This is a genomic window from Rhodococcus mengyinensis (genome assembly GCF_048381435.1).
GTDB classification, from domain to species: domain Bacteria; phylum Actinomycetota; class Actinomycetes; order Mycobacteriales; family Mycobacteriaceae; genus Rhodococcus_F; species Rhodococcus_F opacus_D.
On the sequence record NZ_JBLWIT010000091.1, the window covers coordinates 24,744 to 48,259 of the forward strand.

Below are 23,516 nucleotides of genomic sequence, written 5' to 3' on the forward strand. Positions count from 1 at the left end.
AGCCATGACGACATCGAAGACCACCGGGGCAACGGCACCGGAGCTGGCCTACGAGTGGCTGAAGAACACCATCATCACCCTGCCCCGCGACGAGGAGATGTTTCTGTCCGAGGCGCAGGTCGCCGCGTCCTCCGGAATTTCCCGAACCCCCGTGCGCGAGGCGCTGTTACGCCTCGAAGCCGAAGGTTTCATCCGGCGAGTGCCCCACAAGGGAGCCTTCATCCCGGCGTTGTCCGACAGCGACGTCGAAGCCATCATGCAGGCCCGCCGGGTGGTCGAGGAATGGTCGGTCACCGAAGTGGCGCCCCAACCGGGCCTGGTGCCGGACCGGCTCCGCATTCTCCTGGACCTCCAGGAGAACGACACCGACCCGGTCGACTTCATCGCGCACGACCTCGAATTCCACACGGCCATCATCCGTGCGGCCGGCAACCCCCTGATGAACAACTTCTACAGCTCACTGCGAGACCGTCAGATGCGGATGGGTATCCGCATCGTGATGGCCGACGAAACCCGCAAGAAGCAGGTCCTCGTCGAGCACCGCGCCATCGCCGACGCGATCGCGGCAGGCGATCCCCACGCCGCGGTACAGGCGGTGCGGGAACACCTCGACACCACCCTGCAGTCAATGAAACGGCCGAACATCTAACGGCACGAAGGAAACCCATGAAGATAGCCCTGGCTCAACTGGCCAGCCCCGATTCCGAGACCCCCGCGCATCGACTCGAGCGCGTACGCAACCTCCTGACCGGACTCGACGAGCGAGTCGACCTGATCGTTCTGCCCGAGCTGTGGCGCGTCGGATACAACCACTTCGACGACTACTCCACAGCCGCGGAAACCCTCGACGGCGGTACCGTCCAGGTTCTGGCAGCCGTCGCCGTCGAACGGCAGTGCTACATCCACGCCGGCAGCATTGTCGAACAGGGCGAAGAGGGCAGACTGCGCAACACCGCGGTCCTGATCGGCCCGGACGGACAGATCCACCACCACTACAGCAAAGTTCACGTGTTCGGATACGACTCCCTCGAAGCGCAGCTCCTGCAGCCGGGGACGCAGATCCACACCACCGACACCCCGTTCGGCCCGATCGCGGCCACCACCTGCTACGACCTGCGGTTCCCCGGATTGTGGACCGAATTGGTCGCCGCCGGAGCGCAACTCGTCATCGTGCCCGCGGCCTGGCCGAAGGCCCGCAAGGAGCACTGGCGGCTGCTGACCTCGGCCCGCGCCGTCGACAACCAGGTCTTCGTGATCGCCTGCAACGCCACCGGCACCCACAATTCGGTCGAACTCGGCGGCCACAGCCGGATCGTCGACCCGTGGGGAACGGTGATCGCCGAGGCGGATTCGTCCGAGGGCATCACCATCGCCGAGATCGACCCCACCGTGGTCGACCGCACCCGCGCCGAGTTCCCGGTCCTGAGGGACCGGCTCGACGACTACAGCTTCCTCAACCGCAGAAAGGTCCTTTCATGACCGGCGCCACCACGGAGGTGCTCACCTTCGAAACCCTCGATTCCTCCGAGATCCTGCAATTCGGCGACGGCCGCACCCTGGTCGCCGGGTACACCGGCCGCGACGAAGCAGCGGTGCAACATCACATCGACGAGCTCGCCGCCATCGGAGTCGCACCGCCGGCACAGGTGCCGATGTTCTACCCCGTCGAGATCGCGACGATCACGACCGCGACGCAGGCCCCCGTCACCGGCGCGCACACCTCCGGCGAGGTCGAGCCGGTGATCCTGAGGCACCGCGGGCGGTACTACCTCGGTGTCGGCTCCGATCACACCGACCGCCAACTCGAGACCGTCGACATCGGTGATTCGAAGCGGGCGTGCCCGAAGCCGGTAGGCCCGGCCGTCGTCGAGATCGCGGACTGGGCGTCGTTCGACTGGGACGCGTGCCGGGCCCGATCGTGGGTCGACGGGGTCCTGTATCAGGACGGCACCCTGGCCAACCTCCGTACACCGCACAACCTTCTGCAGATCTTCGCCGACCGGATCGGCGACACCGGCGAAGACCTGCTCTGCTTCGCAGGCACCCTGCCGCTGCTCGACGGCAAGTTCACCCCCGGTCACCGGTGGGACCTCGAACTCACCCTGCCCGACGGCCGAACCCTGACCCACTCCTACACCACCGAAGGACACTGACATGCGCACCGGAGCCGACTATCTGGCCTCCCTGAACGACGGGCGCGTAGTGCTCGTCGACGGGGAGAAGATCGACGACGTCACCACCCATCCGGCTTTCGCTCCCGTGACCCGGACGATTGCCGAGATGTTCGATCTGGCCGCGGACGAGGCCAACGGCATGCAGTACGTCGCACCCGAAACCGGGAACGCGGCCAACCGGGTGTTCTCGATTCCACGGTCGCGGGAGGAGCTCGCGCAGCGGCGGGAGGCGATCGAGCGGTGGGCGAAGCACACGCACGGCTGGATCGGTCGTAGCCCCGATCATGTGGGGACGTTCCTTGCCGCGTTCGCCGCGCATCCCGAGGTGTTCGCGGCCGAGGGTGGGCACGACTTCGGGGCGAACGTGTCCGAGTTGTACCGGCGCCTGCTCGACGAGAACCTCTACGTCTCGTACGCGATCATCCCGCCGCAGGTCTCACGCGCGACGACCGCGTCGGGCTGGGAGGGCGAGTACCTGCAGGCCGGCGTGGTCGAGGAAACCACGGAGGGTCTGGTCATCCGTGGTTCGCAGATGCTCGCTACCGGCGGGGCGATCGCCGACGAAATCTTCGTCTCGTGCATCAAGCCGCTCGGCCCGGACGACAAGGACTTCGCCGTCGGGTTCGTGGTCCCGACCAACGCCCCCGGCCTCAAGCAGTACGTCCGCCGCCCGTACATCCCGGCCGCGACGAGCTCGTTCGACTACCCACTGACCTGCCGCTACGACGAGCCCGACTCGCTCCTCGTCTTCGACGACGTCCTCGTGCCGTGGGATCGAGTGTTCGTCGACCGCGACACCACCGGCGTCCGCCGACAGTTCTTCGAGACCGGCGCCCACGTTCTCGGCAACTGGCAGGCGCAGATCCGCTTTGCGACGAAGCTGGAATTCATTGCCGGCGTTGCGCGTCGGGTCACCCAGGTCAACGGGGTGGACAAGATCCCCAGCGTTCAGGAGAAGCTCGGCGAACTCGCCGCACTCGTCAGCGGCGTCCGTTCCGCGGTGCTGGCCGCCGAGTACACCGCCGAGCCGGATTCGGCCGGGATGTGGCTGCCGGGCAGGCAGGCGCTGTACGGGTCGATGGGCCTGCAGTCGGAGATCTACCCGCGGGTGATCGCGATCCTGCGCGACCTCGTCGGCGGCGGTGTGCTGCAACTCCCGTCGAGCGTCAAGGATCTCACCAGTCCGCTGACGTCCCGGGACATCGAGCACTACGTCCAGTCCCCCGGTGTGCCGTCCGAGGAGCGCGTCAAGCTCTTCAAGCTGGCCTGGGACATCATCGGATCCGAATTCGCCGGACGACACCAGCAGTACGAGATGTTCTACGCCGGTGCCCCTTTCGTGGTGAAGGGTGCATACACGTACCGCAACTACGACTACGACAGCGCCGTCGCGGCAGTGCAGCAGTTCACCGACGGCTACAAAGCGGAAAGCGAGTAAACCATCATGGCCAAGCCCGAATTCGAATTCTTCCCGGTCACCGACGTCGAGTGGACGGTATGTCCGGGTGACGATCCGAAGATCACCGAACGCATCCTCGCCAAGGACCCGGAAGGCAACGTCGCCACCCGGATCCTGCGCTACGAACCCGGCGCCGACTCGACACCGATGGGCGTGCAGAAACACGACTTCTGGGAGGAGGTCTACATCCTCGAGGGGTCGTTCACCGACCTGACCCTCGGCGAGACGTTCACCGCGGGAATGTACGCCTGCCGGCCGCCCGGCATGCCGCACGGCCCCTGGAGCACGGACGAGGGCGTCGTCACCTTCGAAGTCCGGTACCACAGTAAGTAGGCCCACGATGACCCTTCCGGCATTCCACGCCCCCACCCCGACGGACATGCGACGAAGCATGGGCCGGTTCACCACCGGTGTCGCCGTCGTCAGCGCCGACGACGGCGACGGCAACCCCAGTGCCATGACGATCAGCTCCCTGACCTCGATCAGCCTGGACCCGGCGATCCTGCTCGTCTCGCTCACCCACGGCTCCCGCACCACCGAGGCCGTGGAAGCCGCGGGGTCGTTCGCCGTGTCCGTCCTCGGCTCCCGTCAGGAAGCCCTCGCCCGCCGCTTCGCCACGCGGGGCGGCGCCCGATTCGACGACCTGCCCTGCGATCGCAGCCGCTCGGGTCTGCCGCTGATCAAAGATGCTCTGGCCCAGCTCGAATGCAGGGTCCACAGCGCCCACGACATCGGGGACCACCGCGTCTTCTACGGCGAAGTCACCGACATGCGCTGCCGGGAGGGCACCGGCCTGGTGTTCTACTCGGGGCGGTTCGGCGACTTCCACGACTTCGGTCACGACGAAGTCCCCTGGTTGTTCTGATCCGGCCGAACGTGCTCGCCGGCGCATCACCGACGGTGCGCCGGCGAGCACGCGTATTTCACGATCGGTTTCTCGTCGGCCGGGGGGATCAAATTGTGCAACAATGTGAACGTCAGTACAGACTGGATTGACCCAGGAGGGGAAGGTTTGCTCCCGCCTGACCGCGTTCACATCAAGCGCTCGATACGCAACGCGTGATGTTGTTATACAACATCACGTGGGAGGTTGTACGTGACGCGTCGCCCCTCAGATCCACGACTTCTCGAGGTGACACACCATGGTGCTAGCTACGGGCGCGGGCCCGGGCAACGACGGCGGCCCCGATTCGGGGGCCAACCGGACGTCGCAGGCTTACCACGATCTGCGCGCATTGATCCTCTCCGGTCACTACGAACCGGACTCACGCCTCACCGAATCGGAGCTCACCACGCAGCTCCAGGTCTCACGCGGGACGATCCGTTCGGTGCTCGCGCGCCTCGCGCAGGAGGGCTATGTCACCGCCGAGGCGAACCGCAGCGCTCGCACCCGCTCGTTCTCGGTGGACGAGGCGGTCGAGATACTGGAGACTCGCGCGGTGCTGGAGTCTGCGCTGGCGGCGAAGGCCGCCGAACGCGCCACCGATACCGACATCGCCGCGATGACCGAAACCTGTAAGCGCATGTGGGACTGGCAGGTACCAGGCGGGCGCGAGGAGTACTGGAACCTCAACCGCAGATTCCACGAACAGGTCAAGCAGGCGGCGCGGCAATCCACGCTCACCAGGTTCGTCGACAGCCTGCTGTATCCGCTCGTCATGCAGCAATACCGCGACGCGGACCGCGAGAAGCCGCGGACCGACTCCGTCAGGGAGCACGAGGCCATCCTCGCCGCGATCGTCACTCACAATCCGGAGGCCGCAGCGGCGGCGATGCGGCATCATCTGTCGTCGGCCCGGCGGGCACTTCTGCTGAAGTTCACCCCACCGGCCGACTAGCCCTCATCCACTCAGGACAACACACAGACAGAACTGTTACGAGCCACGGCAACTACGACCACAGGGCAACGGTCCACGCTGGGTCCAGGACAACGGTCACGTCGTCGCCCGGGCGAGCACCGAAGTGCGCATCGGCGTGCGCGCGAAGTGTGACATCCCCGACGGCGACGACCATCTCCTGGCGATCGCCGAGGTACTCGGCGGTCATGATGTGCGCCGGAAACCGGTTGGGGCCCTCGGGCTCCCGTGACGCAGTGACGACGCGGATATTCTCGGGCCGGATGCACACGGACATTTCCTGGCCGGCGGTGGGCGGTGCGGGTGGGGTGGTGAATCGCTCGCACCGCACCACCCCGAGGGTCGTTTTGGCGTCGACCACACGGTCACGGGGGCCTGCCGGCCGGTCGAGCACTCCGGGGATGAGGTTGGCGCTGCCGACGAAGTCGGCCACGAACCGTGTCGCCGGGGAGTCGTAGATCTCGCTCGGCGAGCCGATCTGCTCGATTCGGCCACGGTTCATGACGACGATCGTGTCGGACATGGCGAGGGCTTCGCCCTGGTCGTGCGTGACGTAGATGGTGGTGACGCCGAACTTCTGCTGGAACGACCGCAGCTCGGCGCGCAGTTGTGAGCGTAGCTTGGCGTCCAGGTTGGACAGCGGTTCGTCGAGCAGCAGGACCTCCGGCTCGCACAGCAGCGCGCGGGCCAGCGCGAGCCGCTGCTGCTGGCCGCCGCTGAGTTGGGTGGACCATCGGTCGGCGTACTCCGACAGCCCCACCTGTTCGAGCATTGCGAGGACACGGCGCTGCGTCTCGGGGCGGGGGTAGATCTTTCGGCCGTATCGGAGCGGGAATGCGGCGTTGTCGAACACCTTCATGTGGGGCCAGATCCCGTAGGACTGCGGCACCATTGCGATCGGCCGGGAGTCGGGAGGGACGTCGCGACCCGCGGCGGCGGAGAATACGGCCTTCCCGTTCATCCAGATCTCGCCGCCGTCAGCGGTCTCGAGTCCGGCGAGGCAGCGCAGCGTGGTCGTTTTTCCACAGCCGCTGGGTCCGAGCAAGGTGAAGAAGCTGTTCTTCGGCACGGCGAAGCTGACATCGTCGATGACGCGGTTCACTTCGCCGCTGTCGTGACGGGTGAATTGTTTCTGCAGACCGGAGATCTGTACGGAATGGTCGGTAGCAACGAGTTTCTGCATGTTCACGACACCTCAGATGTGTTTTTGGACGCCACGGCGGTTGACCCACCAGACGGAGACGGCGGAGAGGGCGAGCAGGAGAACTGCGAGGGCACTGGCCTCGGGATAGTTCGCGCTCTCGCCGATCATGTCCCACAGCAGCACCACGACGGTGCGGTTGTCGGAGCTGGACAGCAGCAGAGCGATGGGGAGTTCGCCCAGGGAGTGGGCGAACACCCACAGCCACGTGCTCGACACCGCGGGGGCGACGAGGGGGAAGATCACCCGGCGCAGCACAACACCTTTCGACGCACCGGAGACACGTCCCACCTCTTCGAGTCCTTTGTCGAGCTGGAGCAGTGCCGTCTGAATCATGCGTGACCCGCGCGGGACGTACCGGGTGGTGAACGCGATGATGATGATCCAGATCGTCCCGTAGATCGGGAAGGGCATGTACAGGTACAGGAACAGCACCGCCATTCCCAGTACCACGGCGGGGATGGCGAAGACCAGGAACGAAATATCGAACAGAATCCTGCCGATGCGTCCGCCGCGGCTTGCGGCCAGCGCCAGCCACAGGGCGAATCCGGCGGTCAGCGTCGCCGTGATCAGGCTGATCACCAGGGTGTTGAGGACCGCTTGGCTCAAGCTCGGGTTGGTGAAGATTGCGGTGTAGTTGGCGAGGCTGAGCGCACCCAGATTGTCCAGGCTGATCGGCTGGAGGTACGGGGTCAGGCTCGTCCAGACCAGGGTCAGGATGGGCACGATGATCGCGACGAGTACGTAGAGAAAGACGATCGTGAAGATCGGGATGCGCCAGCGTCCCAGCCGCACCGGCGTGGACCGGTATCCCTTGCCCCCCACCACCTGGAACCGGTGCGACTCGCGGGTCTGGCGCCGGTAGACGGCGATCATCACCAGGGACAGCAGGACCAGCATGATGCCGTAGGCGCTGGCCTGGCCGTAGTTGGCGAGTCCCGACGGCGGCTGCAGTGAGGCCTGGATGAGGCTGCTGAACACGTAGATCTGGTCCGGCATTCCGAGGATGGCCGGGATCGCGAATTCCTCGAGCGCGATGACGACGAGCAGCATGCTGGCCGCGGTGATTCCCGGCATCGTGAGGGGCAGAACCACTTTGCGGGTTCGTGTCCACCATCCGGCGCCCGCTGTGGCCGCCGCCTCCTCGAACTCGAGGTTGAGCCGGGCGAACGTCGGCGCGAGCATGATGTACATGCCTGGGACGCCGAAGATTCCGGCGACCAGGATCATGCCCGGCAGCGAGTAGATGTCGATGGTGAACCCGAAGATCCGCTCGATGACGATGGCGATCGGGCCGTTGGTGGGGTTGGCCGCCAGCACCCAGGCCACCGCCATGACCGTGGCCGGCACGGCCATGGGGGCCAGCGTGCTCGGCGCGAGGAATCGGCGTCCGGGGATGTCGGTGCGTTCGAACAGGTAGGCCAGGCTGACGCTGATCACGAGAGCCAGGCCCACGGTGCCGACCACGAAGATCAACGAGTTGAGCGCGACTTCGACCAGGCGTTTCGAGGAGAAGATCGCGGTGAAGTTGGCAAGCGTGAACCCGGGGACCTGGAAGGGCAGCTTCGTCTCGCTGTCCTTGAGACTGCTGAACAACAGCATGCCCAGGGGAAAGAGCATGAGATAGGCGATGATCGCGCCGATGGCGATGTTGACGCCGATCAGGACACGGTCTCGCCGGTGCGGGTGTGCGTCGGTGGGCTCAGGGCGGACGCCGGGTTGCTGAGGGCGTGCGCCGGTGGGTGGGCGCGTGCCGGTGGGCGGGCGTCCGCCGGTGGAGAGCGGGGTGCCGGACTGCATCGCTGAAGTCTCCAAAGGTGAGGGGATAAAGTCTTCTGCTGCCCGTCGGGCAGCGGTGCGACGGTGGGGGCCGTCAGTTGACGTCGGTGCCCAAGGCCTCTTCGACCTCGGGGAAGTAATCCGAGAACTGCTCGTACTGCTCGAGGTTGGTTTCGCCGAACCACTCGACGCCGGCGGCGCACAGGGCGCCGATGACACGGTTGGTTGCGGCGTCCGTGCAGTCCGTGTTGGTGGGGATGGCCGAGTTGTATGTGTCGACCAGGGCGGACTGGCCCTCTTCCGAGGCGAGGAAGGCGGTCAGCAGGCGACCTGCGGCCGGATGCGGGGCGCCCTCGGCCACGAACAGGTAGGACTTGTTGGCGTTGGTGGGGCCCACCGGCGCGACGGCGACCGGCGCGCCCTTGGCCTGGTCGTCCAGCACGAGGTTGATCAGATCGGTACCGACCGGGGTCTGGCCGGAGACGACGAGTGTGTGGGCCTGCGTGGTGTTCTCGGTGTAGTGGGGCTGCTGCTGGGCCAGTCGGGAGCTGTAGTCGAGACCGGCGTCGGTGCCGAGGGCCGGGTCCTGAGCCCACACGGTCATGAAGGACCCGCGCGCCTCGACGCTGAGCTTTCCTCCATCCCACCGGGGATCGAGCAGGTCGTCCCAGCTCGCGGGCGCATCGCCGGCGGCCAGGGCATCGGTGTTGTATGCCCAGACTTTCGGGACGGCCCAGACGTAGACGAAGTCATCGGCGAAGATCTGATCGCCGGGCACCTCGTAGGACGCCCAGTCGACCTTCGCTGCCAGGGACTGCGACGGCAGCACGGTGAGCCCACCGGCGTTGGAGACATCGAAGGTCACGCGCTCGGCGGCCTGCTCCACATTGAGCTGGGTGACGAGGTCCGGAGCCTTCTTGTTCGTGTACCTGACTTCGATCCCGGGGTACTTCTTCTCGAAGGCCTCGATGGCCGGCTTCATCTGCGCCTCCGGTTTCGGCGCGTACCAGACGACCTCCCCTTCGGCCTTGGCCGCCTGGTACAGCTCATCGAGGTTCTTGGTGTCCGGAACGGCGGGGGGACCGCCGCAGGCGGACAAGGCGACGGCAACCGCCATGACCGAGGCGGTCAGACAGAACTTGCGCCCGATTCGTGTCATGGCAATCAACATTCCTTCGCGCTGGGGGTAGCGGCGCCGGCAGGGGTGAGCCCGTACAGCCGGCCGGCGGTGCCGCCGGCGATCAGTTCCAGCTGCGTGTCGTCGAGCGAGGGCAGTTGCGTCTTGATGAGATCGTGAAGTTCGGACAACGATCCGGCCGAGGCGGGGAAGTTCGAACCCCACATGACGTTGGCTGCGCCGAACTTCTCGATCAGCGTACGGACCACCGGTGCCGCGGATCCGCTCTCGCGCTGTGCGCGCAGGACGGCCGGCGGCGTGAGCTTGATGAAGACCCGGCCGGTCTTCTCGAGCTGGGGAACTCCGGCGGAGCCCGGGTACGGCGCGGCGTCGTCCAGCTGGGGCCGGCCCGCGTGGTCGAGGATCGCGGTGAGTCCCGGGTACTGCTGGAGGAGCCCGGCGAGGATGGGAGCGTGCTGGGCGTGCATCTGGATGCAGACCGGCACCCGGCGGTCGGACAGGAACTGCCAGACCGGCGCCATGCGCTCGTCGTCGAGGCCGCGGCCGGGCGTCGGGACTGCGGTCGTCCCGTCGGCGGCGCGGATGCGGACTCCCGAGAAGCCCCGCTCGTCGATCCAGTGGTGGAGGTCGTCGACCACCTTCGGGGAGAGGAAGTCCACCGAGCAGACCCCACTGATGCGGTCGGCGTGCCGGGTGAGCTGGTCGGCGACGTAGCTGTTGTCGAATCCGTAGACCGTGGAGGCCTGGACGACGACGAGATGGTCGACGGCGGCGGCATCAGCCGCCCGCAGGAGACCGTCGATGTCGGTGGGCCGTTCCTGGGACCAGGTGGAGCGGTGGCCGCCGAGAGGGTCTGCGGGGTAGGAATCGGTGTCGGGCGAGATGATGTGGGTGTGTGTGTCGACGGTGAACATCAGTACCTCATGGCTGGTGGGTGGCGGGGTGGGCGTGCGGGCGGGGTGCGCTCATGCACGATCGCCGAGGTGCCGGGTGAAATCGTCGAGGAGCTCGGACACTGTCACCGGCGTGCGGATGACGTTCTGCTGCAAGGCGTAGTCGATCGCGATCTGCAGACCGGCGACGAGCTCGTCGGTCACCCCGAACCGTAGGGCGCGTACACGGGGCCCGGGCGCGGTATCGGCTGCCTTGCGCGCCTCGATCTCGGCGCCGAAAGCCTGGTAGAGCGCTGAAACCGTCTGCGGCTCGGCTTCGAGGAGGTCCCTCCGGACGGTGAGCATGTGGTTGATCGGCACGGTCTGGTGCCGGGCGCCCCACGCCTCCTCGGCCTCCCGCCAATTCGGGATGATCGGCACCAGGGGTCCCTGGGCCCCGTCGAGCGCAGGCGGACCGAGAACGGCGGCCACGACATCGCCGCGCTCGAGCACCTCCAGCACCTTGCCGGTCGTGCGTTCGACGTTCGGCGGCTCGACGTAGCCGGCGACGTGCGGCTCTTCGGTGGTGACCCAGGTGACCTCCTTGGCGTCGACGCCGAACTCCTCGTGCAGGATGCCGCGGACCCACAGCCCGGTGGTCTGGCTGTACGCCCGGACGCCGACCCGCTGGCCTGCCAGATCTGCCGGGTCGATTTCGGCCGAACCGGGCCAGCGGGTGAGCGAGTGGTGGTGGAAGTCGCCGCTCAGTACCACCGGCAGGAGTGCGATCGGGGCACCGGCTTCGCGGGCCTGCAGGAAGGTGGCGATGGCCAATTCGCTGACGTCGTAGCGGAGTTCGCGCACCATGGGGGCGAATGCCTTGTAGATCGGATCCGCCGCCGCGAGCTCGACGGCGCGCCCTGCGACGGTGAAGCCGGGGTCGGTGAGGAACGCGGTGTGCGGGTAGGACTTCGCCGCGATGGACAAGGTTCGGGGCATGAAATGACTCCTCTGTTGCGTCCGAGCCCGGGGGAGGGAGTGGGTGCACGGTGCCGATGCACTGATGCTGATCCTCAACCGACGGGCGGACCACCAATATTGTCTTACGGTTTCGCCCAATTTACGCGTGTGACGGGCCCAACACAAGGCCCTGCGGCGTGGATCGTCTAACAATTCTGCCCGATGCAGCATCCGAGAAGCAGCGACGACTTACTCCGCGACCGCGGCGTCCACCGGGCGCGCCGCTCCCATGGTCCGCCGCGCCACACGTTCACGCAGATTGTTGTACAAGATTCTCTGGCCGCACCGGGCGCAGCGGCGAAACTAGAGATTTATACATGTTGTTGCCCACAACTACGCCGCGCTGCTACTCTGTGCGAGAGAAAGTTGTTAAACAATCTGAGGCCGCGTCGCCAAGAGACTCGGATAACGCCAACGCACCTGGGCGGCCGGCCTGCACTCCGCCACCAGCGGGGCGCCCGTGACATCAGCTCGCTGATCGAGTCTCGCGAGTTCCCAAGCTCCACAACGATTTGTGGAGGCTGTTCCAGATCGCCAAGCGAGGACACAGTTGTGATAAAGATCGACGAAGAGATCGCCGTACCCGCACCACCGGAACGGGTGTGGGAGGTCATTTCCGACCCCACGGAGGTGGTGTCGTGCATCAACGGCGCCGAACTCGGCCAGTTCCACGACGACGGCTCCTTCGACGGCACGCTGGTCGTGAAGTTCAGCGCGATCCGGGTGCGGTTCGGTGCCCGGATGTCGCTCGACCTCGATGAACCCGCACGGGAGGGACGACTGTCCGCCCGCGGACGGGACGGGCAGGGCGCGACCCGGTTCACCGCGCACGCCACCTTCCGGATCACCGAAGACCACGCGGCCGGCGGAGCCCGAGTGCATGTGGCCGGTGAGGTGAGCCTCGCGGGCAAGCTCGCGTCGCTGATCGAGGCGGGCGCCGGGGCTGTGGTTTCCCGGATGACCCAGGAGTTCACGGACGAGCTGGTACGCCGGTGCGCCGGCGACACCGTGGTCACGCCGGCGCCCGGCCGGCCCACCCTGTGGGCACGTGTACGCGCCTGGTGGCACAGGACCATTCACAAGCGACAGAGCGAGCAGATCGGAGTGGCAAGTGGCAAGACTCAATAGCGTGATCGGTGCCCTGGAATCGGGGCAGCACGCCTTCGCGGCGTTTGCTTCACCCGAACCGGCCGCGGCGCTCGACTTCGCGACGTCCGACTACGACGGCCTGGTGTTCGAGGCCGAGCACAAGCCTTGGGACGCAACGACATTACGGGACAGCTTGCAGTATCTGCTCAACCGGCGACGCATATTCGAAGCCGGTACGCTCGCCCCGTCGCCCACGCCCCTCGTCCGCGTGCCCGTCAACGGAGCCGAACAGGGGCAGTGGCACGCGAAGCAGGCGCTCGACCTCGGAGCGTACGGAATCGTGTGGCCGCACATCAGCCGGGTCGAGGAGGCGCGCAACGCGGTCGCGGCGTGCCGCTACCCGCGGCTGCCCGGCGCGGACCGGTTCGAGCCGGCGGGTGTGCGGGGCGACGCGCCGACGGCCGCCGCCCGTTACTGGGGTCTGTCGAACGACGAGTATTACGCCAAGGCCGATGTGTGGCCGCTCGCCCCGGACGGCGAGATCCTCGTCGTGATCCAGATCGAGGATCAGTTCGGGATCGAGAACCTCCCGGCGATCCTCGACGAGGTGCCCGGCATCGGTCTCATCCTCATCGGTGAGGGCGATCTCAGCCAGGAACTGGGCGTGCCCCGCCAGCTGGACCACCCATTGATGGTCGAGGCCAGGCGCCGGATCGTGAAGATCTGTCACGAACACGGAGTCGTGGTCGGCCACCCGCACGTGACCACGAGCAACGTCGAGCAGGTGCTCGACGAGGGCTACCGCTTCCTCATGTCCGCGCCGGTGCGCAGCTATCCCGGCCTGGAACTGGGCCGCAAACTCACCGGTCGCTCCTGACCCCGAACACCTCACCTGGAGAAAAACCTTCATGATCATCGACTGTCACGGTCACTTCACAACCGCGCCACCCGCGCTCGGACAGTGGCGCGAGCGCCAGATCAAGGCGTTCGAGGATTCGGGCGCGCGAGTTTCCCCCGACGAGTTGCACATCGGCGACGACGAGATCAAGGCCGCGATCGAACAGGGCCAGCTCAAGCTCCAGCTCGAACGCGGCACCGATCTCACACTCTTTTCCCCCGGCGCGGGAAAGATGGCCCACCACTACGGCGACGAGCAGACCAGCCTGGTCTGGTCGCAGGTCAGCAACGACCTCATCGCCCGGGTGTGCGGCCTGTTCCCGGACCGTTTCGCCGCGGTGTGCCAGCTTCCGCAGTCGCCCGGTGACGCGCTGGCCTCCTCCATCCGCCTGTCGTCCGAAGAACTCGAGCGCTGCGTCGAGGAACTCGGATTCGTCGGCTGCCTGCTCAACCCGGACCCGTCCGACGGGTACTGGCAGGCGCCGCCGCTGACCGACCGGATCTACTACCCGCTCTACGAGAAGATGGTGGAGCTGGATGTGCCCGCGATGGTCCACGTCGCGATGTCGCGTAATCCCGCCGTCCAGGGCACCTGCGCGCACTACCTCAACGGCGACACCGTGGCCTTCATGCAGCTGTGCCAGTCGGACCTGTTCACCGACTTCCCGACGCTGCGGCTGATCCTGCCGCACGGCGGCGGCGCGGTCCCCTACCACTGGGGCCGCTACCGCGGGATGATGCAGGACCAGGGCCGGCCACCCCTGCAGGAATCGTTGCTGCACAACGTTTTCTTCGACACCTGCGTCTACCACAAACGGGGCCTCGAACTGCTCACCGACATCATCCCCGCCGAGAACGTGCTCTTCGCCTCCGAGATGATCGGCGCCGTCCGCGGGGTCGACCCGGAAACCGGGCACCGCTTCGACGACACCAAGGCGCTGCTGGACTCCATCGACTCCATCAGCGACGACGACCGGCAGGCGATCTACGGCGGCAATGCGCTGAAGGTGTTCCCACGCCTGGCGAGCCGCATCGCCAACCACGACAAGCAGAAGGAGATCGCGCGGTGAAGGTCTACGAAGCGCTCGCAGCAGCGTTCGCCGCCGAGGGCACCACGGATGTGTTCGGCATGATGGGCGACGCCAACATGCACTGGATGAACGCGCTGGCCAGTCGCGGAACGCGCCTGTACGAGGTGCGCCACGAGGGTGCGGGACTGAGCATGGCGCACGGGTACGCCCGCGCATCCGGCCGGCCCGGCGTCGTGACGACGACCAGCGGCCCCGGTACCGCGCAGCTGGCCACGTCGATGATCGTGGCCAGCCGGGCACGCATCCCGCTGGTCGCGTTCTGCGGGGAGACGCCGCTGGGTGACACCAGCGCCGTCCAGTACCTCGACCAGCAACGGTTCGCCGCCGCGATCGAGTGCGAATTCCTCCAGGTGACCAAGGCCGAGTCGGCCGCAGAAGTGGTGCAGCGCGCTTTCTACCTGGCCCGCACCCAATCCCGGCCGGTGATGATCAGCGCACCCTTCGACGTGCAGCTGCAGGAGTTCGAGGACGACATGCCGTACGTCCCGTCCACCGAGCTGCTCCGCGCCCCCAAGCTGCTGCCCCACCCGGACCGGATCCAGCAGGCGTGCGAAATCATCGGGGCGAGCAAACGAGTCGTGATCGTCGCCGGACGAGGCGCCCGCAACGCGGACGCGGGCGAGCAGGTCCTCGCGCTCCAGCGTCGCACCGGCGCTCTACTCGCCACCACGCTGCAGGCCAAGAACTGGCTGAGCGCCGAAACCGAGTACCACGTGGGGATCGCGGGACTGTTCGGCAGCAGGCTCGCGATGGAGCTGCTGCAGGAGGCCGACTGCGTGGTTTCGGTGGGCGCGAGCCTCAACCACTACACCATCGAGAGCGGATACCTGTTCCCGGAAGCGAAGTTCATCCAGATCGACACCGCGCCGCATCTGGTGATGGGCAACGGTCAGGTCGCCGACTGCTACATGCAGGCCGACGCGGTCACCGCCCTCGACGCCCTGACAGGCGCGCTGGGGGTTCGCGGTATCGAGGCGGAAGGCTTCCACACCCCCGAGGTGCACAGCCGGCTCACGGCCCCGCTGATCGATCCGGCCGAGTTCCGCAGTGAGCCTGGCCTGCTCGACCCGCGCGAGGCGATCTCGGTGCTCGACGCCGAACTTCCCGGCGAGATCGGGCTGGTGCTCGGCAGCGGGCACCAGACGGACTTCGGCACGATGCTCTTCCAGCGCTCCCGCGAGATCACCTCGAACTACGGCATGTTCGGCGCCATCGGTCAGGCCCCGCTGCTGACCATCGGCACCGTCGTCGCCAACGGCGGCAAGCCGACCTTCGTGGTCGAAGGCGACGCGAGTTTCCTGATGCATCTGTCGGAGTTCGAGACCGCCTGCCGCTACGGGCTGCCGGTGCTCGTCGTCGTCATGAACGACCAAGCCCTCGGCGCCGAGTACCACAAGGCGAAGGCCAAGGGCCTCGACCCTGAACTCGCCGTGATCCCCACCCCCGAATTGGGCACGGTGGGCCAGGCCCTCGGCGGCGGCGGCGCGACAGTCCGCACAACCGACGAATTGCGCGCCGCGCTGGCCGAATACGTCCGCAACCCGCGGCCGACCATCATCGACGTCCGCATCACCCGCGACGTGCTCAGCGTGCCCTACCGGCGCATCCAATACGGCGACGACGTGTGAGCCGGACGTTGCTGACGACCAACGACAAGAGGAGTCGTAAATGAAGATCGTACTGGGCAGGGACGACCTCGCGACCGCGGCCGTCGAGGGGGCCGCGGCCGCCGGAGCCACACCCGAACGTGTCGACATCCGGCCCGTGCACAAGGCATCACGCGGTTTCGTGAACGACGCAGCGGCGGACGTCTGCGAGCTGGCCGTGGTGACACTGCTGCAGGCCGCCGCCCACGACAAACCGGTGGCGCTCCTGCCGGTCACCATGCTCGGCCGCTACCAGCACCAAACCCTGGTGACCATGGGCGAACTGAGCGTCGACGACGTGCGTGGCAGAAGCATCGGCGTGCGCTCGTGGAGCCAGACCACCGGGGTATGGCTGCGCGGATTCCTCAGCGAGCAGTACGGCATCGACCTGACCGACATCAACTGGCAGACATACGAAGGCGGACACGTCGACGGCGCCACCGACCCGGCATGGGTCACGCGCGCACCCGAAGGCGCCACATTGCAGGCCGACTTCCTCGAAGGCCGGCTCGACTACGGGATCATGGGCAACGAGCTGCCCTCCGACGACCGGATCCGCACCGCCATTCCCCACGCGCTCGCGGTCGCGTCCGAATGGTCCGCGCGCAAGGGATTCGCTCCCATCAACCACGTGGTCGGGTTCAGCGCGGCGGCGGCGAACGAGGACCCGAAGGCCGTGCTCGCGGTCTACGACGAATTGGTCGCGGCCACTGCGGCCGCCGGCCCGACGGCGGGTTCGGTGGATCTGAGCCCCGTCGGGTTCGACGGTCTGCGCGGGCCCGTCACCGACGCTTCCCGCTACGCATACGAGCAGGGGCTGCTGCCGCGCCGGGTCGAGTTCGACGAACTCGTCGACCGCACCTGCGCCGCGCTCGGGGTCACCGCCTCGCGCCTCGGCGGCTGACCCATTCGCTCCTTCTGAATACGAAAGGCTGAACATGAATACGCTTTCGGTCGCACTCGGGGACTACCCGCACGTGCAGGCCCTGCTGGGCGGCGACGTCGCGGTGGACGGCTACACAGTCGAACCCGTCGAGGTCAGCCCGATCATCGGCGCCTACCGGCGGATGATCCGCGACCTCGAGTTCGACGTGTGCGAACTCGCGCCGACCTCCTACCTGATGGCACTGCAGGCCGGGGTTCCGCTCACCGGGATCCCCGTCTTCCTCAACCGCCGTTTCCACCACGCCGACGTGCAGTGCGGTTCGGCATCCGGGATTCGCTTCCCCGCCGACCTGAAGGGCAAGCGGATCGGCGTCCGCGCCTACACGGTGACCACCGGGGTGTGGATGCGCGGCATCCTGCGCGACGAGTACGACCTCGACATCGACACGGTCACGTGGGTCGTGGACGACGACGACCACATCGAAGGCCGCGCCCCGGCTAATGTCGAGCGCGTCACCGACGGCCGATCACTCGGCGAGTTGCTGCGCGCCGACGAGATCGACGCCGCGTTCAGCGGCAACGCCGGCACCGGACGGGCGGGGGCGCCGCGGGCGGGATGGTCCGCGACGGCCGAGCAACCCGCGGGCGACGACGGGCCATACCCACTGTTTCCCGACCACGAGGTGCTCGCCACCGACTGGTACCTGCGCACCGGGATCTATCCGCTGCACTCGGTGATCGCACTCCGCCGCGACCTCGTCGACCGCGATCCCGGGTTGCCCACCGCACTCTACGCCGCGTTCGCCGAGAGCAAACGCAGTCAGATCGAGGCCGATCCGCAGTGGTCCGCGATGCCCCGACTGGGCAAGCAGGCCAACCAGATCCGGACCGACCCGATCCCCTACGGCCTGCACGCCAACGACGCCAGCGTGCGAGCGCTCGTGAAGTTCTCACAGGACCAGGGCCTGCTCGATCCGGACTTCTCCACCGATCCCGCCCTGCTGTTCGCCAAGGGCGACTACCCGGACGCCTGAGCCGGCCCACCAACCGAGAAAGGTCCAGACCATGGACATCGTCGATACCCACTGCCACATCATCACCGACGACGTGACCCGCTACCCCCGGGCCCCGATCGGCGGGACGCAGTCCGGCTGGGCCACCACCCGGCCGGTCACCGCAGACGGCATGATCGAGCGCATGGACGAAGCCGGGATCGGTCAGGCCGTGCTGGTGCAGGCCACGACCGCCTACGGCTACGACAACTCCTATGTACTCGACAGCCGGGCGCAGCGACCGGACCGGTTCATCGCGGTCGGCACAGTGGACCCGTTGCGTCCCGACGCGGCCGACAACCTCGCGGCGGTGGCCGGCAACGGCGGACTCGCCGGGGTGCGGCTGTTCACCAGCGGCAGCACCGTGCCCACCCAGGGCGAGTGGTTCGCCGCGCCGGAGACGTATCCCTTCTGGGACAGGGCCACCGAACTCGGAGTCACGGTGTGCCTGCAGATGCGGCTCGGGCCTGCGACAGAGCAAGTGCACCAACTGCTGCGCCGGTTCCCCTCGGTCCGCGTGTTACTCGACCACATGGGTTACCCCGACATCGCGGCCTCGCCCACCGACGCCGGCGAACAGGTGGCGGACCTGGCCATTCATCCTGGCCTGCACCTCAAGCTGACCCACCGCAACCTCGAACGCCTCCACGACGCCGGCGCAAAGGCCTCAGGTTTCCTCGACCCGGTGCTCGCAGCATTCGGAGCGAACCGGATCGCGTGGGGCTCCAACCTGCCCGCCGCGGAACAGTCGCTGCCCGAACTCGTCGCCCTCGCCCAGGAGGTGCTGGCCGGCGTGCCCGAGCCCGAGCGCCGGGAAATCTTCGCGGGCACGGCGCGACGGCTGTATCCCAGCCTGGCCGCATAGGGACTGGGAGGATGGATATTCGGCAAAGATCCGATAGCACACTCGGTATCGCACGCCGTGTGTTCGATTCCTGCGTTGCCCTCGTCTCCGCCGCCGCAGCTGCGCCGGTCGCCTTCGCGCTGGCCGAGGGTATGGCGATGTCCCGCATTGCGTGCGGCAGTCTCGAGGCGGAGGAGTATTCGTCGGACGAGAATCTGCACGATCTCGGCACGGTGATCGAGCTGAGCTAGGTCGTGCCCCCACGTGCGTGCCGTCCGCTGCCGATGTCCGCCGAAATCCGGCGGACGGCACGCATTTCCACGCTACTTTCTCAGCAGAGGTGATCACCACGAGCAACGACGAACCGGAACCCTACCCCGGGATGGGCCGATGACCATGCTCTCCGGCCTCCGCGGGCAAACCTTCGCGTCCCTCCGCAGCAACAACTTTCGCCGCTACATCACCGGTCAGGCAATCTCCCAAGCCGGCAAGTGGATGCAAACCATCGCCCAATCGTGGCTCGTCCTCGAGCTCTCCGAGTCCGCCACCGCGATCGGCGTGGTGATGGCGTTGCAGACCGCGCCCATGCTCCTCGTCGCGCCGTATGGAGGCGTCGTTGCCGATCGACTCGACAAGCGGCGCTTGATGATTGCCCTGCACACACTGATGGGTGTGCAAGCACTGATCCTGGGAATTCTCACCGTCACCGGAACAGTCCACCTCTGGCACGTCTACGTTCTCGCGCTCGTCCTCGGCCTGAACCAGTGCTTCGAAAACCCGACACGCCAATCGTTCCTGCTCGAGATGGTCGAGCCCGATCACCTTCGCAACGCCGTCAGCCTGCAATCGGTGCTCAACTCCACGGCCCGGATGATCGGGCCCGCCGCCGCCGGACTCGTCATCGCCGCCGGCGGTGTCGGTCTGTGTTTCCTCCTCAACGCTGCAAGTTTCGTAGCGGTCGTGGCCTCCCTACTCGCCCTCGACGTCGCACAGCTGAACCCGTCACCACCGACCGCCAGGGCCCGCGGTCAGCTCCGCGAAGGACTCGCGTACGTCCGACGCTCCCCTCAGCTGTCCGTACCGTTGACCATGATGGCCCTGATCGGCTGCTTCGCCCTCGAGTTCCCGGTGATCCTGCCCGTGATCGCCGACCAGACCTTCGATGCCGGACCGGGCGCATACGGCTTCATCACCGCCGCGATGGGCGCGGGATCGGTGGTGAGCGGACTCGCCGTCGCAGCCTGGGGCCGCACCGGAACCCGCCCACTCGTACTCACAGCAACCGCCTTCGGCACCCTCCTCCTCGCCGCTGCCCTCGCCCCCAATCTGTGGGTCATGCTGGTAGTCATGGCCTGCGTGGGAGCATGCAGCGTCGCCTTCACCTCCACGACCAACAGCACGCTGCAACTCGCCGCCGAAGCGACCACACGCGGACGGGTGATGGCCCTGTTCTCCATGGCATTCATCGGATCCACAGCCGTAGGCGGGCCCATCGTCGGATGGGTATGTCAGCAATGGGGTGGCCGCGCAGGACTACTCCTCGGGGCCATCGCCTGCCTCATCGCCGCAGCCATCGCAGCACCGCGTCTCAGAGACGGCGGCAGCCGAGCCCACGGATCGGCATAGTTCACCCCGACGAGTTGCTCTCCGAGCTGATCAGCGGCCGCCCGCCGGTCGCGGCCGAGGTGGTGCCAGCGTCCGGGATCATGCGGGACGGCGGTGCATCTGGGCTGATGCTCCTAGCTAATCCCTGTCCGAGTAGATCACACTCCTGATACAACGCAGCGTGGCAGGGGCGTCCGTGGTAGCCGTCGGCCACGCCCGGACACGCATGCGCGTCATCATCTGGCGACCAACCATCAACATTCCCGCGCACTCTTGCCGAGGTCACCGCCGCATGGGGCCAGTCAACCGCGACACCGCAATATTTTTGTCACAAACTTTCTGGCGTTCTCCCCGCCGCCCCCGTCGCAGGGAGCCCAGGACCGCGGCGCCGCCGACGAGCAGGATGAGAGCCCATCGCTCGGGCGTGGCTGCGATCGCTGTCGCGACGGGCTCGACAGGATTGGGCATGCCGGTCGCGCGTTCGACGATCCATCCGCATGCGAGAACACCGATCAGGCAGGTGAGTAACCGCGAGGCGCCTTCTCGCCGGGTCAGCGCCCAGATCGGCACGGCCAACAGAGCCAAGGCGGCGAGTTGCGCGAGTTCGAGACCGATGTTGAACCCCAGCGTCGGCAACACGATACGAGCCCCATCGAGCGACAGATCACCGAGGGTGCCGGCGAACCCGAAGCCGTGAACGAGACCGAAAACCAGAGTGATCAGCAACTCCAGGCGGGGCGCGACCAACGGCCTGGTGGCATGAACGGCCGCGGCGACGATCGTGACCGCGATGCCCGTCTCGACCAGCCGGCTCGGCAGCGTCACCCATCCCAGCGTCGACAACAGCAAACTGAGGGAATGGCCGGCGGTGAAGGCGACCGTCAACGCCCCGATCCGGCGGGCGGCGTCGAACGGCCGGAGTCGGCGAGCAAAGACGGTGAGCACGACCAAGGTGAGGAACAGCAAATGGTCGGTGCCCTCCCTGAAGTGTGTGAAGCCAACCGTGATCATCGAACCGAGTGACACCGAATCCGCCCCGCCGTTGGCGGCTACGGTCAGATCAGGCTGATAGTGGGTGATCAACCCCAGTAGGTCGAGAGTGCCGTCGGCGTTCTTGTCGGCCACATACACCTTGTGCGAATAGATCTGGTCGGTGACGATGCTGTCGGAGACTGTGAACGAAGAGACGTCCCCGCTTGTGGGCGGGGTCGCGGTCACCACGGTATGCAGATTCGCGACGCCCTCCATGTCAGAGATGTCGATGGACCCGATCGTCGTTGCATATGCGGTCCCATCGGGGGTCGCGACCGTGATGCCGTCGGCGAACATGCGGCGGAATTCGTCGGCGCGCGCGGCGACGACAGTGTCGGCGTCGTCGGTGAGTTCGGTGCCCTGTGCGATCTCGAGCCGGTCCAGGGGGACATCGATGTCCAGAAGGACGTGGTCGGCGTCGGTGGCGTCGATTGTCACGAGGGTCGCGCTGGGTTCGTGGGCCTGGGCGCCGGCGGGGAGTGAGAGGAGCGCGATCGCCGCCAGCCACAGGGCGGCGACCGCGCGGGTCCACATAATAGATTTCATGCGTGATGATTTCGTAGACTAGGCCGCGGCGCCGGTGCCGTAGTCGACATCCTTGTCGCGGTAGACGGTGTGGTAATGAGCGTCAGCCGTGCTTTGGCTCTTGGCGTTGAGGTACTCGAGCCAGAACGACGGGCCGTCGACCCGAAGATACGATCCCACCGCCGCCGGGTCGGTGGAACCGGACCATCCGATCACCGTCGAATCGAGCTGGGACAGATACTTGTCCATCAGTGGCCCGGGGACGGTGGGGTCGGCGTCCTCAACCCAGAGTCCGATGATCGTACGTACGGTTTCCTGCTGTTGCGGGGTGAGCTCGGTGTACGGGATGCCTTCGGTGGGTGGATAAGCGATGTCGGCACCGGGCCCCATCACGAGATCGTCGAAGGTGCCGGACAGCGTCGCCGCGGCCCGTTGCTGTTCCGACAACGAACCGAGCAGACCGAACACGGCATCGGCCTCCTCGACCATCGGGGAGTACTCGACGCCGTCGAGGGTGAAGGTCGTCGGCTCCACGCCGGTGAACATCGGGGACGCACTCACCACACCACCACCGACGGTCACGTGAACGACCATGTGGTGACCCCCGAACTGCACCGTCCAGGGCGAGTCCGACGACGGGTCACCATAGAGGGCGAGGTAATAGTTGTCGGAGCCGAAGCTCACTCCCCCGCCGCCTCCACCTCCGCTGGTGGTGGCGGAGTTGTCGCCGAGCCAATCATCCGCCGTCATGATCTCGCGAATCTGTTCCATGCCTTGATCCGACAGGACGCTGTCGACCACGGCCAGAGCCGCCGCCCGCTGAGTGGCGTCGAGATCTCCGAGCATCACGCCCTGCCGACCCTGGAACGCTCCCGACGGAAAGTTCGACCAACTGCCTTCCTTCGCGCTCAGATCGTCGTAGGAAAAGACCGCACTCTCACGCTGGGTGCTTTCGAGCGAGTCGAGGAACGCGTTCGCCGCAGTCACCGCAGCATCGACCACAGCGGCATCGGACGCCGAGACGATGCCGGTACTCGCGGCCGATGTCGACGACGCGGACGACGTGTCTGAGTTAGTTGCGCCCGAAGACTCCGCCGTGTCGCTCGAACATCCCGCCAGCAGTAGAGACAACGCCACGGTTGGAGCGGCGATCAGGATCATCTTCTTCATGCCGCGAACACTAGGATGCGATTCTGGCAAGGACCTGGATACTACCTGGGAATCACCCCGAAGGGCCTCTACCGACAACGCGCCACGTCAGCATCGGTATGCGGTCGTGGCCACTACGGTCTTTGAACAGTCGGCCTCGTCGAGCGACCATCGCTTCGTCCAGCCCGACAGCGCAGCAGCA

23 protein-coding genes are annotated in these 23,516 nt (G+C 66.7%); 16 read left to right on the top strand and 7 right to left on the bottom strand.

The annotated features are described in order from the left end of the window. Nucleotides 1-4 precede the first annotated feature (4 nt). The 7 genes from ACNJ7E_RS16855 (at nt 5) to ACNJ7E_RS16885 (ending at nt 5,471) form a co-directional block, all read left to right on the top strand. Nucleotides 5-649: a GntR family transcriptional regulator gene (locus ACNJ7E_RS16855; protein ID WP_280782747.1), complete on the top strand. Its 645-nt coding sequence runs from the start codon at nt 5-7 to the stop codon at nt 647-649. Between the two features lie 17 nt (nt 650-666). Further along, on the top strand, nt 667-1,479 hold the full coding sequence (locus ACNJ7E_RS16860; protein WP_280782748.1) for a carbon-nitrogen family hydrolase: 813 nt from the start codon (nt 667-669) through the stop codon (nt 1,477-1,479). Then, the gene (locus tag ACNJ7E_RS16865) at nt 1,476-2,153 is read left to right on the top strand and encodes a DUF2848 domain-containing protein (RefSeq protein WP_280782749.1); all 678 of its coding nucleotides are present in this window, start codon (nt 1,476-1,478) and stop codon (nt 2,151-2,153) included. Before ACNJ7E_RS16860 ends, ACNJ7E_RS16865 begins: the two co-directional genes overlap by 4 nt. A gap of 1 nt (nt 2,154) precedes the next feature. Then, nucleotides 2,155-3,612 carry a pyrrole-2-carboxylate monooxygenase subunit gene (locus tag ACNJ7E_RS16870; RefSeq protein WP_011596400.1) on the top strand — a complete coding sequence of 486 codons (1,458 nt, stop codon included), beginning with the start codon at nt 2,155-2,157 and terminating at the stop codon, nt 3,610-3,612. A gap of 6 nt (nt 3,613-3,618) precedes the next feature. After that, the gene (locus ACNJ7E_RS16875) at nt 3,619-3,966 is read left to right on the top strand and encodes a cupin domain-containing protein (RefSeq protein ID WP_016884597.1); all 348 of its coding nucleotides are present in this window, start codon (nt 3,619-3,621) and stop codon (nt 3,964-3,966) included. Nucleotides 3,967-3,973: 7 nt separating this feature from the next. Further along, entirely contained in the window at nt 3,974-4,498 is a 525-nt protein-coding gene (locus tag ACNJ7E_RS16880) for a flavin reductase family protein (protein ID WP_005237834.1), read from the top strand. A 277-nt stretch (nt 4,499-4,775) separates the two neighbouring features. Next, nucleotides 4,776-5,471 carry a GntR family transcriptional regulator gene (locus tag ACNJ7E_RS16885; protein WP_280782750.1) on the top strand — a complete coding sequence of 232 codons (696 nt, stop codon included), beginning with the start codon at nt 4,776-4,778 and terminating at the stop codon, nt 5,469-5,471. Nucleotides 5,472-5,523: 52 nt separating this feature from the next. Here ACNJ7E_RS16885 and ACNJ7E_RS16890 read toward each other — a convergent pair whose 3' ends face one another. The 5 genes from ACNJ7E_RS16890 to ACNJ7E_RS16910 form a co-directional block, all read right to left on the bottom strand. Continuing rightward, the gene (locus tag ACNJ7E_RS16890; RefSeq protein WP_418340485.1) at nt 5,524-6,672 is read right to left on the bottom strand and encodes an ABC transporter ATP-binding protein; all 1,149 of its coding nucleotides are present in this window, start codon (nt 6,670-6,672) and stop codon (nt 5,524-5,526) included. Between the two features lie 12 nt (nt 6,673-6,684). Further along, entirely contained in the window at nt 6,685-8,490 is a 1,806-nt protein-coding gene (locus ACNJ7E_RS16895; protein WP_280782752.1) for an ABC transporter permease, read from the bottom strand. Nucleotides 8,491-8,563: 73 nt separating this feature from the next. Further along, on the bottom strand, nt 8,564-9,628 hold the full coding sequence (locus ACNJ7E_RS16900; protein WP_280782753.1) for an extracellular solute-binding protein: 1,065 nt from the start codon (nt 9,626-9,628) through the stop codon (nt 8,564-8,566). A 5-nt stretch (nt 9,629-9,633) separates the two neighbouring features. Beyond that, on the bottom strand, nt 9,634-10,521 hold the full coding sequence (locus ACNJ7E_RS16905) for an amidohydrolase family protein (RefSeq protein ID WP_280782754.1): 888 nt from the start codon (nt 10,519-10,521) through the stop codon (nt 9,634-9,636). Between the two features lie 51 nt (nt 10,522-10,572). Next, nucleotides 10,573-11,478: a substrate-binding domain-containing protein gene (locus tag ACNJ7E_RS16910; RefSeq protein ID WP_280782755.1), complete on the bottom strand. Its 906-nt coding sequence runs from the start codon at nt 11,476-11,478 to the stop codon at nt 10,573-10,575. 573 nt (nt 11,479-12,051) lie between these two features. Here ACNJ7E_RS16910 and ACNJ7E_RS16915 point away from each other — a divergent pair. From ACNJ7E_RS16915 to ACNJ7E_RS16955, 9 genes are all read left to right on the top strand, one after another. Further along, complete coding sequence (locus tag ACNJ7E_RS16915; RefSeq protein WP_280782756.1) at nt 12,052-12,627, top strand: SRPBCC family protein; 576 nt, start codon at nt 12,052-12,054, stop codon at nt 12,625-12,627. Continuing rightward, on the top strand, nt 12,611-13,465 hold the full coding sequence (locus ACNJ7E_RS16920) for an HpcH/HpaI aldolase family protein (RefSeq protein ID WP_418340486.1): 855 nt from the start codon (nt 12,611-12,613) through the stop codon (nt 13,463-13,465). The genes ACNJ7E_RS16915 and ACNJ7E_RS16920 overlap by 17 nt, the downstream gene beginning before the upstream one ends. 31 nt (nt 13,466-13,496) lie before the next feature. Further along, entirely contained in the window at nt 13,497-14,555 is a 1,059-nt protein-coding gene (locus ACNJ7E_RS16925) for an amidohydrolase family protein (protein WP_280782758.1), read from the top strand. Next, nucleotides 14,552-16,204: a thiamine pyrophosphate-binding protein gene (locus ACNJ7E_RS16930; protein WP_280782759.1), complete on the top strand. Its 1,653-nt coding sequence runs from the start codon at nt 14,552-14,554 to the stop codon at nt 16,202-16,204. The genes ACNJ7E_RS16925 and ACNJ7E_RS16930 overlap by 4 nt, the downstream gene beginning before the upstream one ends. 40 nt (nt 16,205-16,244) lie before the next feature. Next, entirely contained in the window at nt 16,245-17,126 is an 882-nt protein-coding gene (locus tag ACNJ7E_RS16935; RefSeq protein ID WP_280782760.1) for a hypothetical protein, read from the top strand. 34 nt (nt 17,127-17,160) lie between these two features. Next, nucleotides 17,161-18,141, top strand: coding sequence for a substrate-binding domain-containing protein (locus ACNJ7E_RS16940; RefSeq protein WP_280782761.1), 981 nt, complete (start codon nt 17,161-17,163; stop codon nt 18,139-18,141). 31 nt (nt 18,142-18,172) lie between these two features. Then, nucleotides 18,173-19,024, top strand: coding sequence for an amidohydrolase family protein (locus ACNJ7E_RS16945; RefSeq protein ID WP_280782762.1), 852 nt, complete (start codon nt 18,173-18,175; stop codon nt 19,022-19,024). A gap of 59 nt (nt 19,025-19,083) precedes the next feature. Continuing rightward, complete coding sequence (locus ACNJ7E_RS16950) at nt 19,084-19,254, top strand: hypothetical protein (protein WP_280782763.1); 171 nt, start codon at nt 19,084-19,086, stop codon at nt 19,252-19,254. Nucleotides 19,255-19,393: 139 nt separating this feature from the next. Further along, nucleotides 19,394-20,629 (top strand): MFS transporter, encoded by a 1,236-nt coding sequence (locus ACNJ7E_RS16955; protein ID WP_280782764.1) that lies wholly within the window; start codon nt 19,394-19,396, stop codon nt 20,627-20,629. A 261-nt stretch (nt 20,630-20,890) separates the two neighbouring features. On the opposite strand, the gene ACNJ7E_RS16960 is transcribed toward ACNJ7E_RS16955, so the two are convergent. Both ACNJ7E_RS16960 and ACNJ7E_RS16965 read right to left on the bottom strand, forming a co-directional pair. Then, nucleotides 20,891-22,186 (bottom strand): HupE/UreJ family protein, encoded by a 1,296-nt coding sequence (locus tag ACNJ7E_RS16960; RefSeq protein ID WP_418340487.1) that lies wholly within the window; start codon nt 22,184-22,186, stop codon nt 20,891-20,893. 18 nt (nt 22,187-22,204) lie between these two features. Then, nucleotides 22,205-23,335: a DUF3500 domain-containing protein gene (locus ACNJ7E_RS16965; RefSeq protein ID WP_418340488.1), complete on the bottom strand. Its 1,131-nt coding sequence runs from the start codon at nt 23,333-23,335 to the stop codon at nt 22,205-22,207. Between the last annotated feature and the right edge of the window lie 181 nt (nt 23,336-23,516).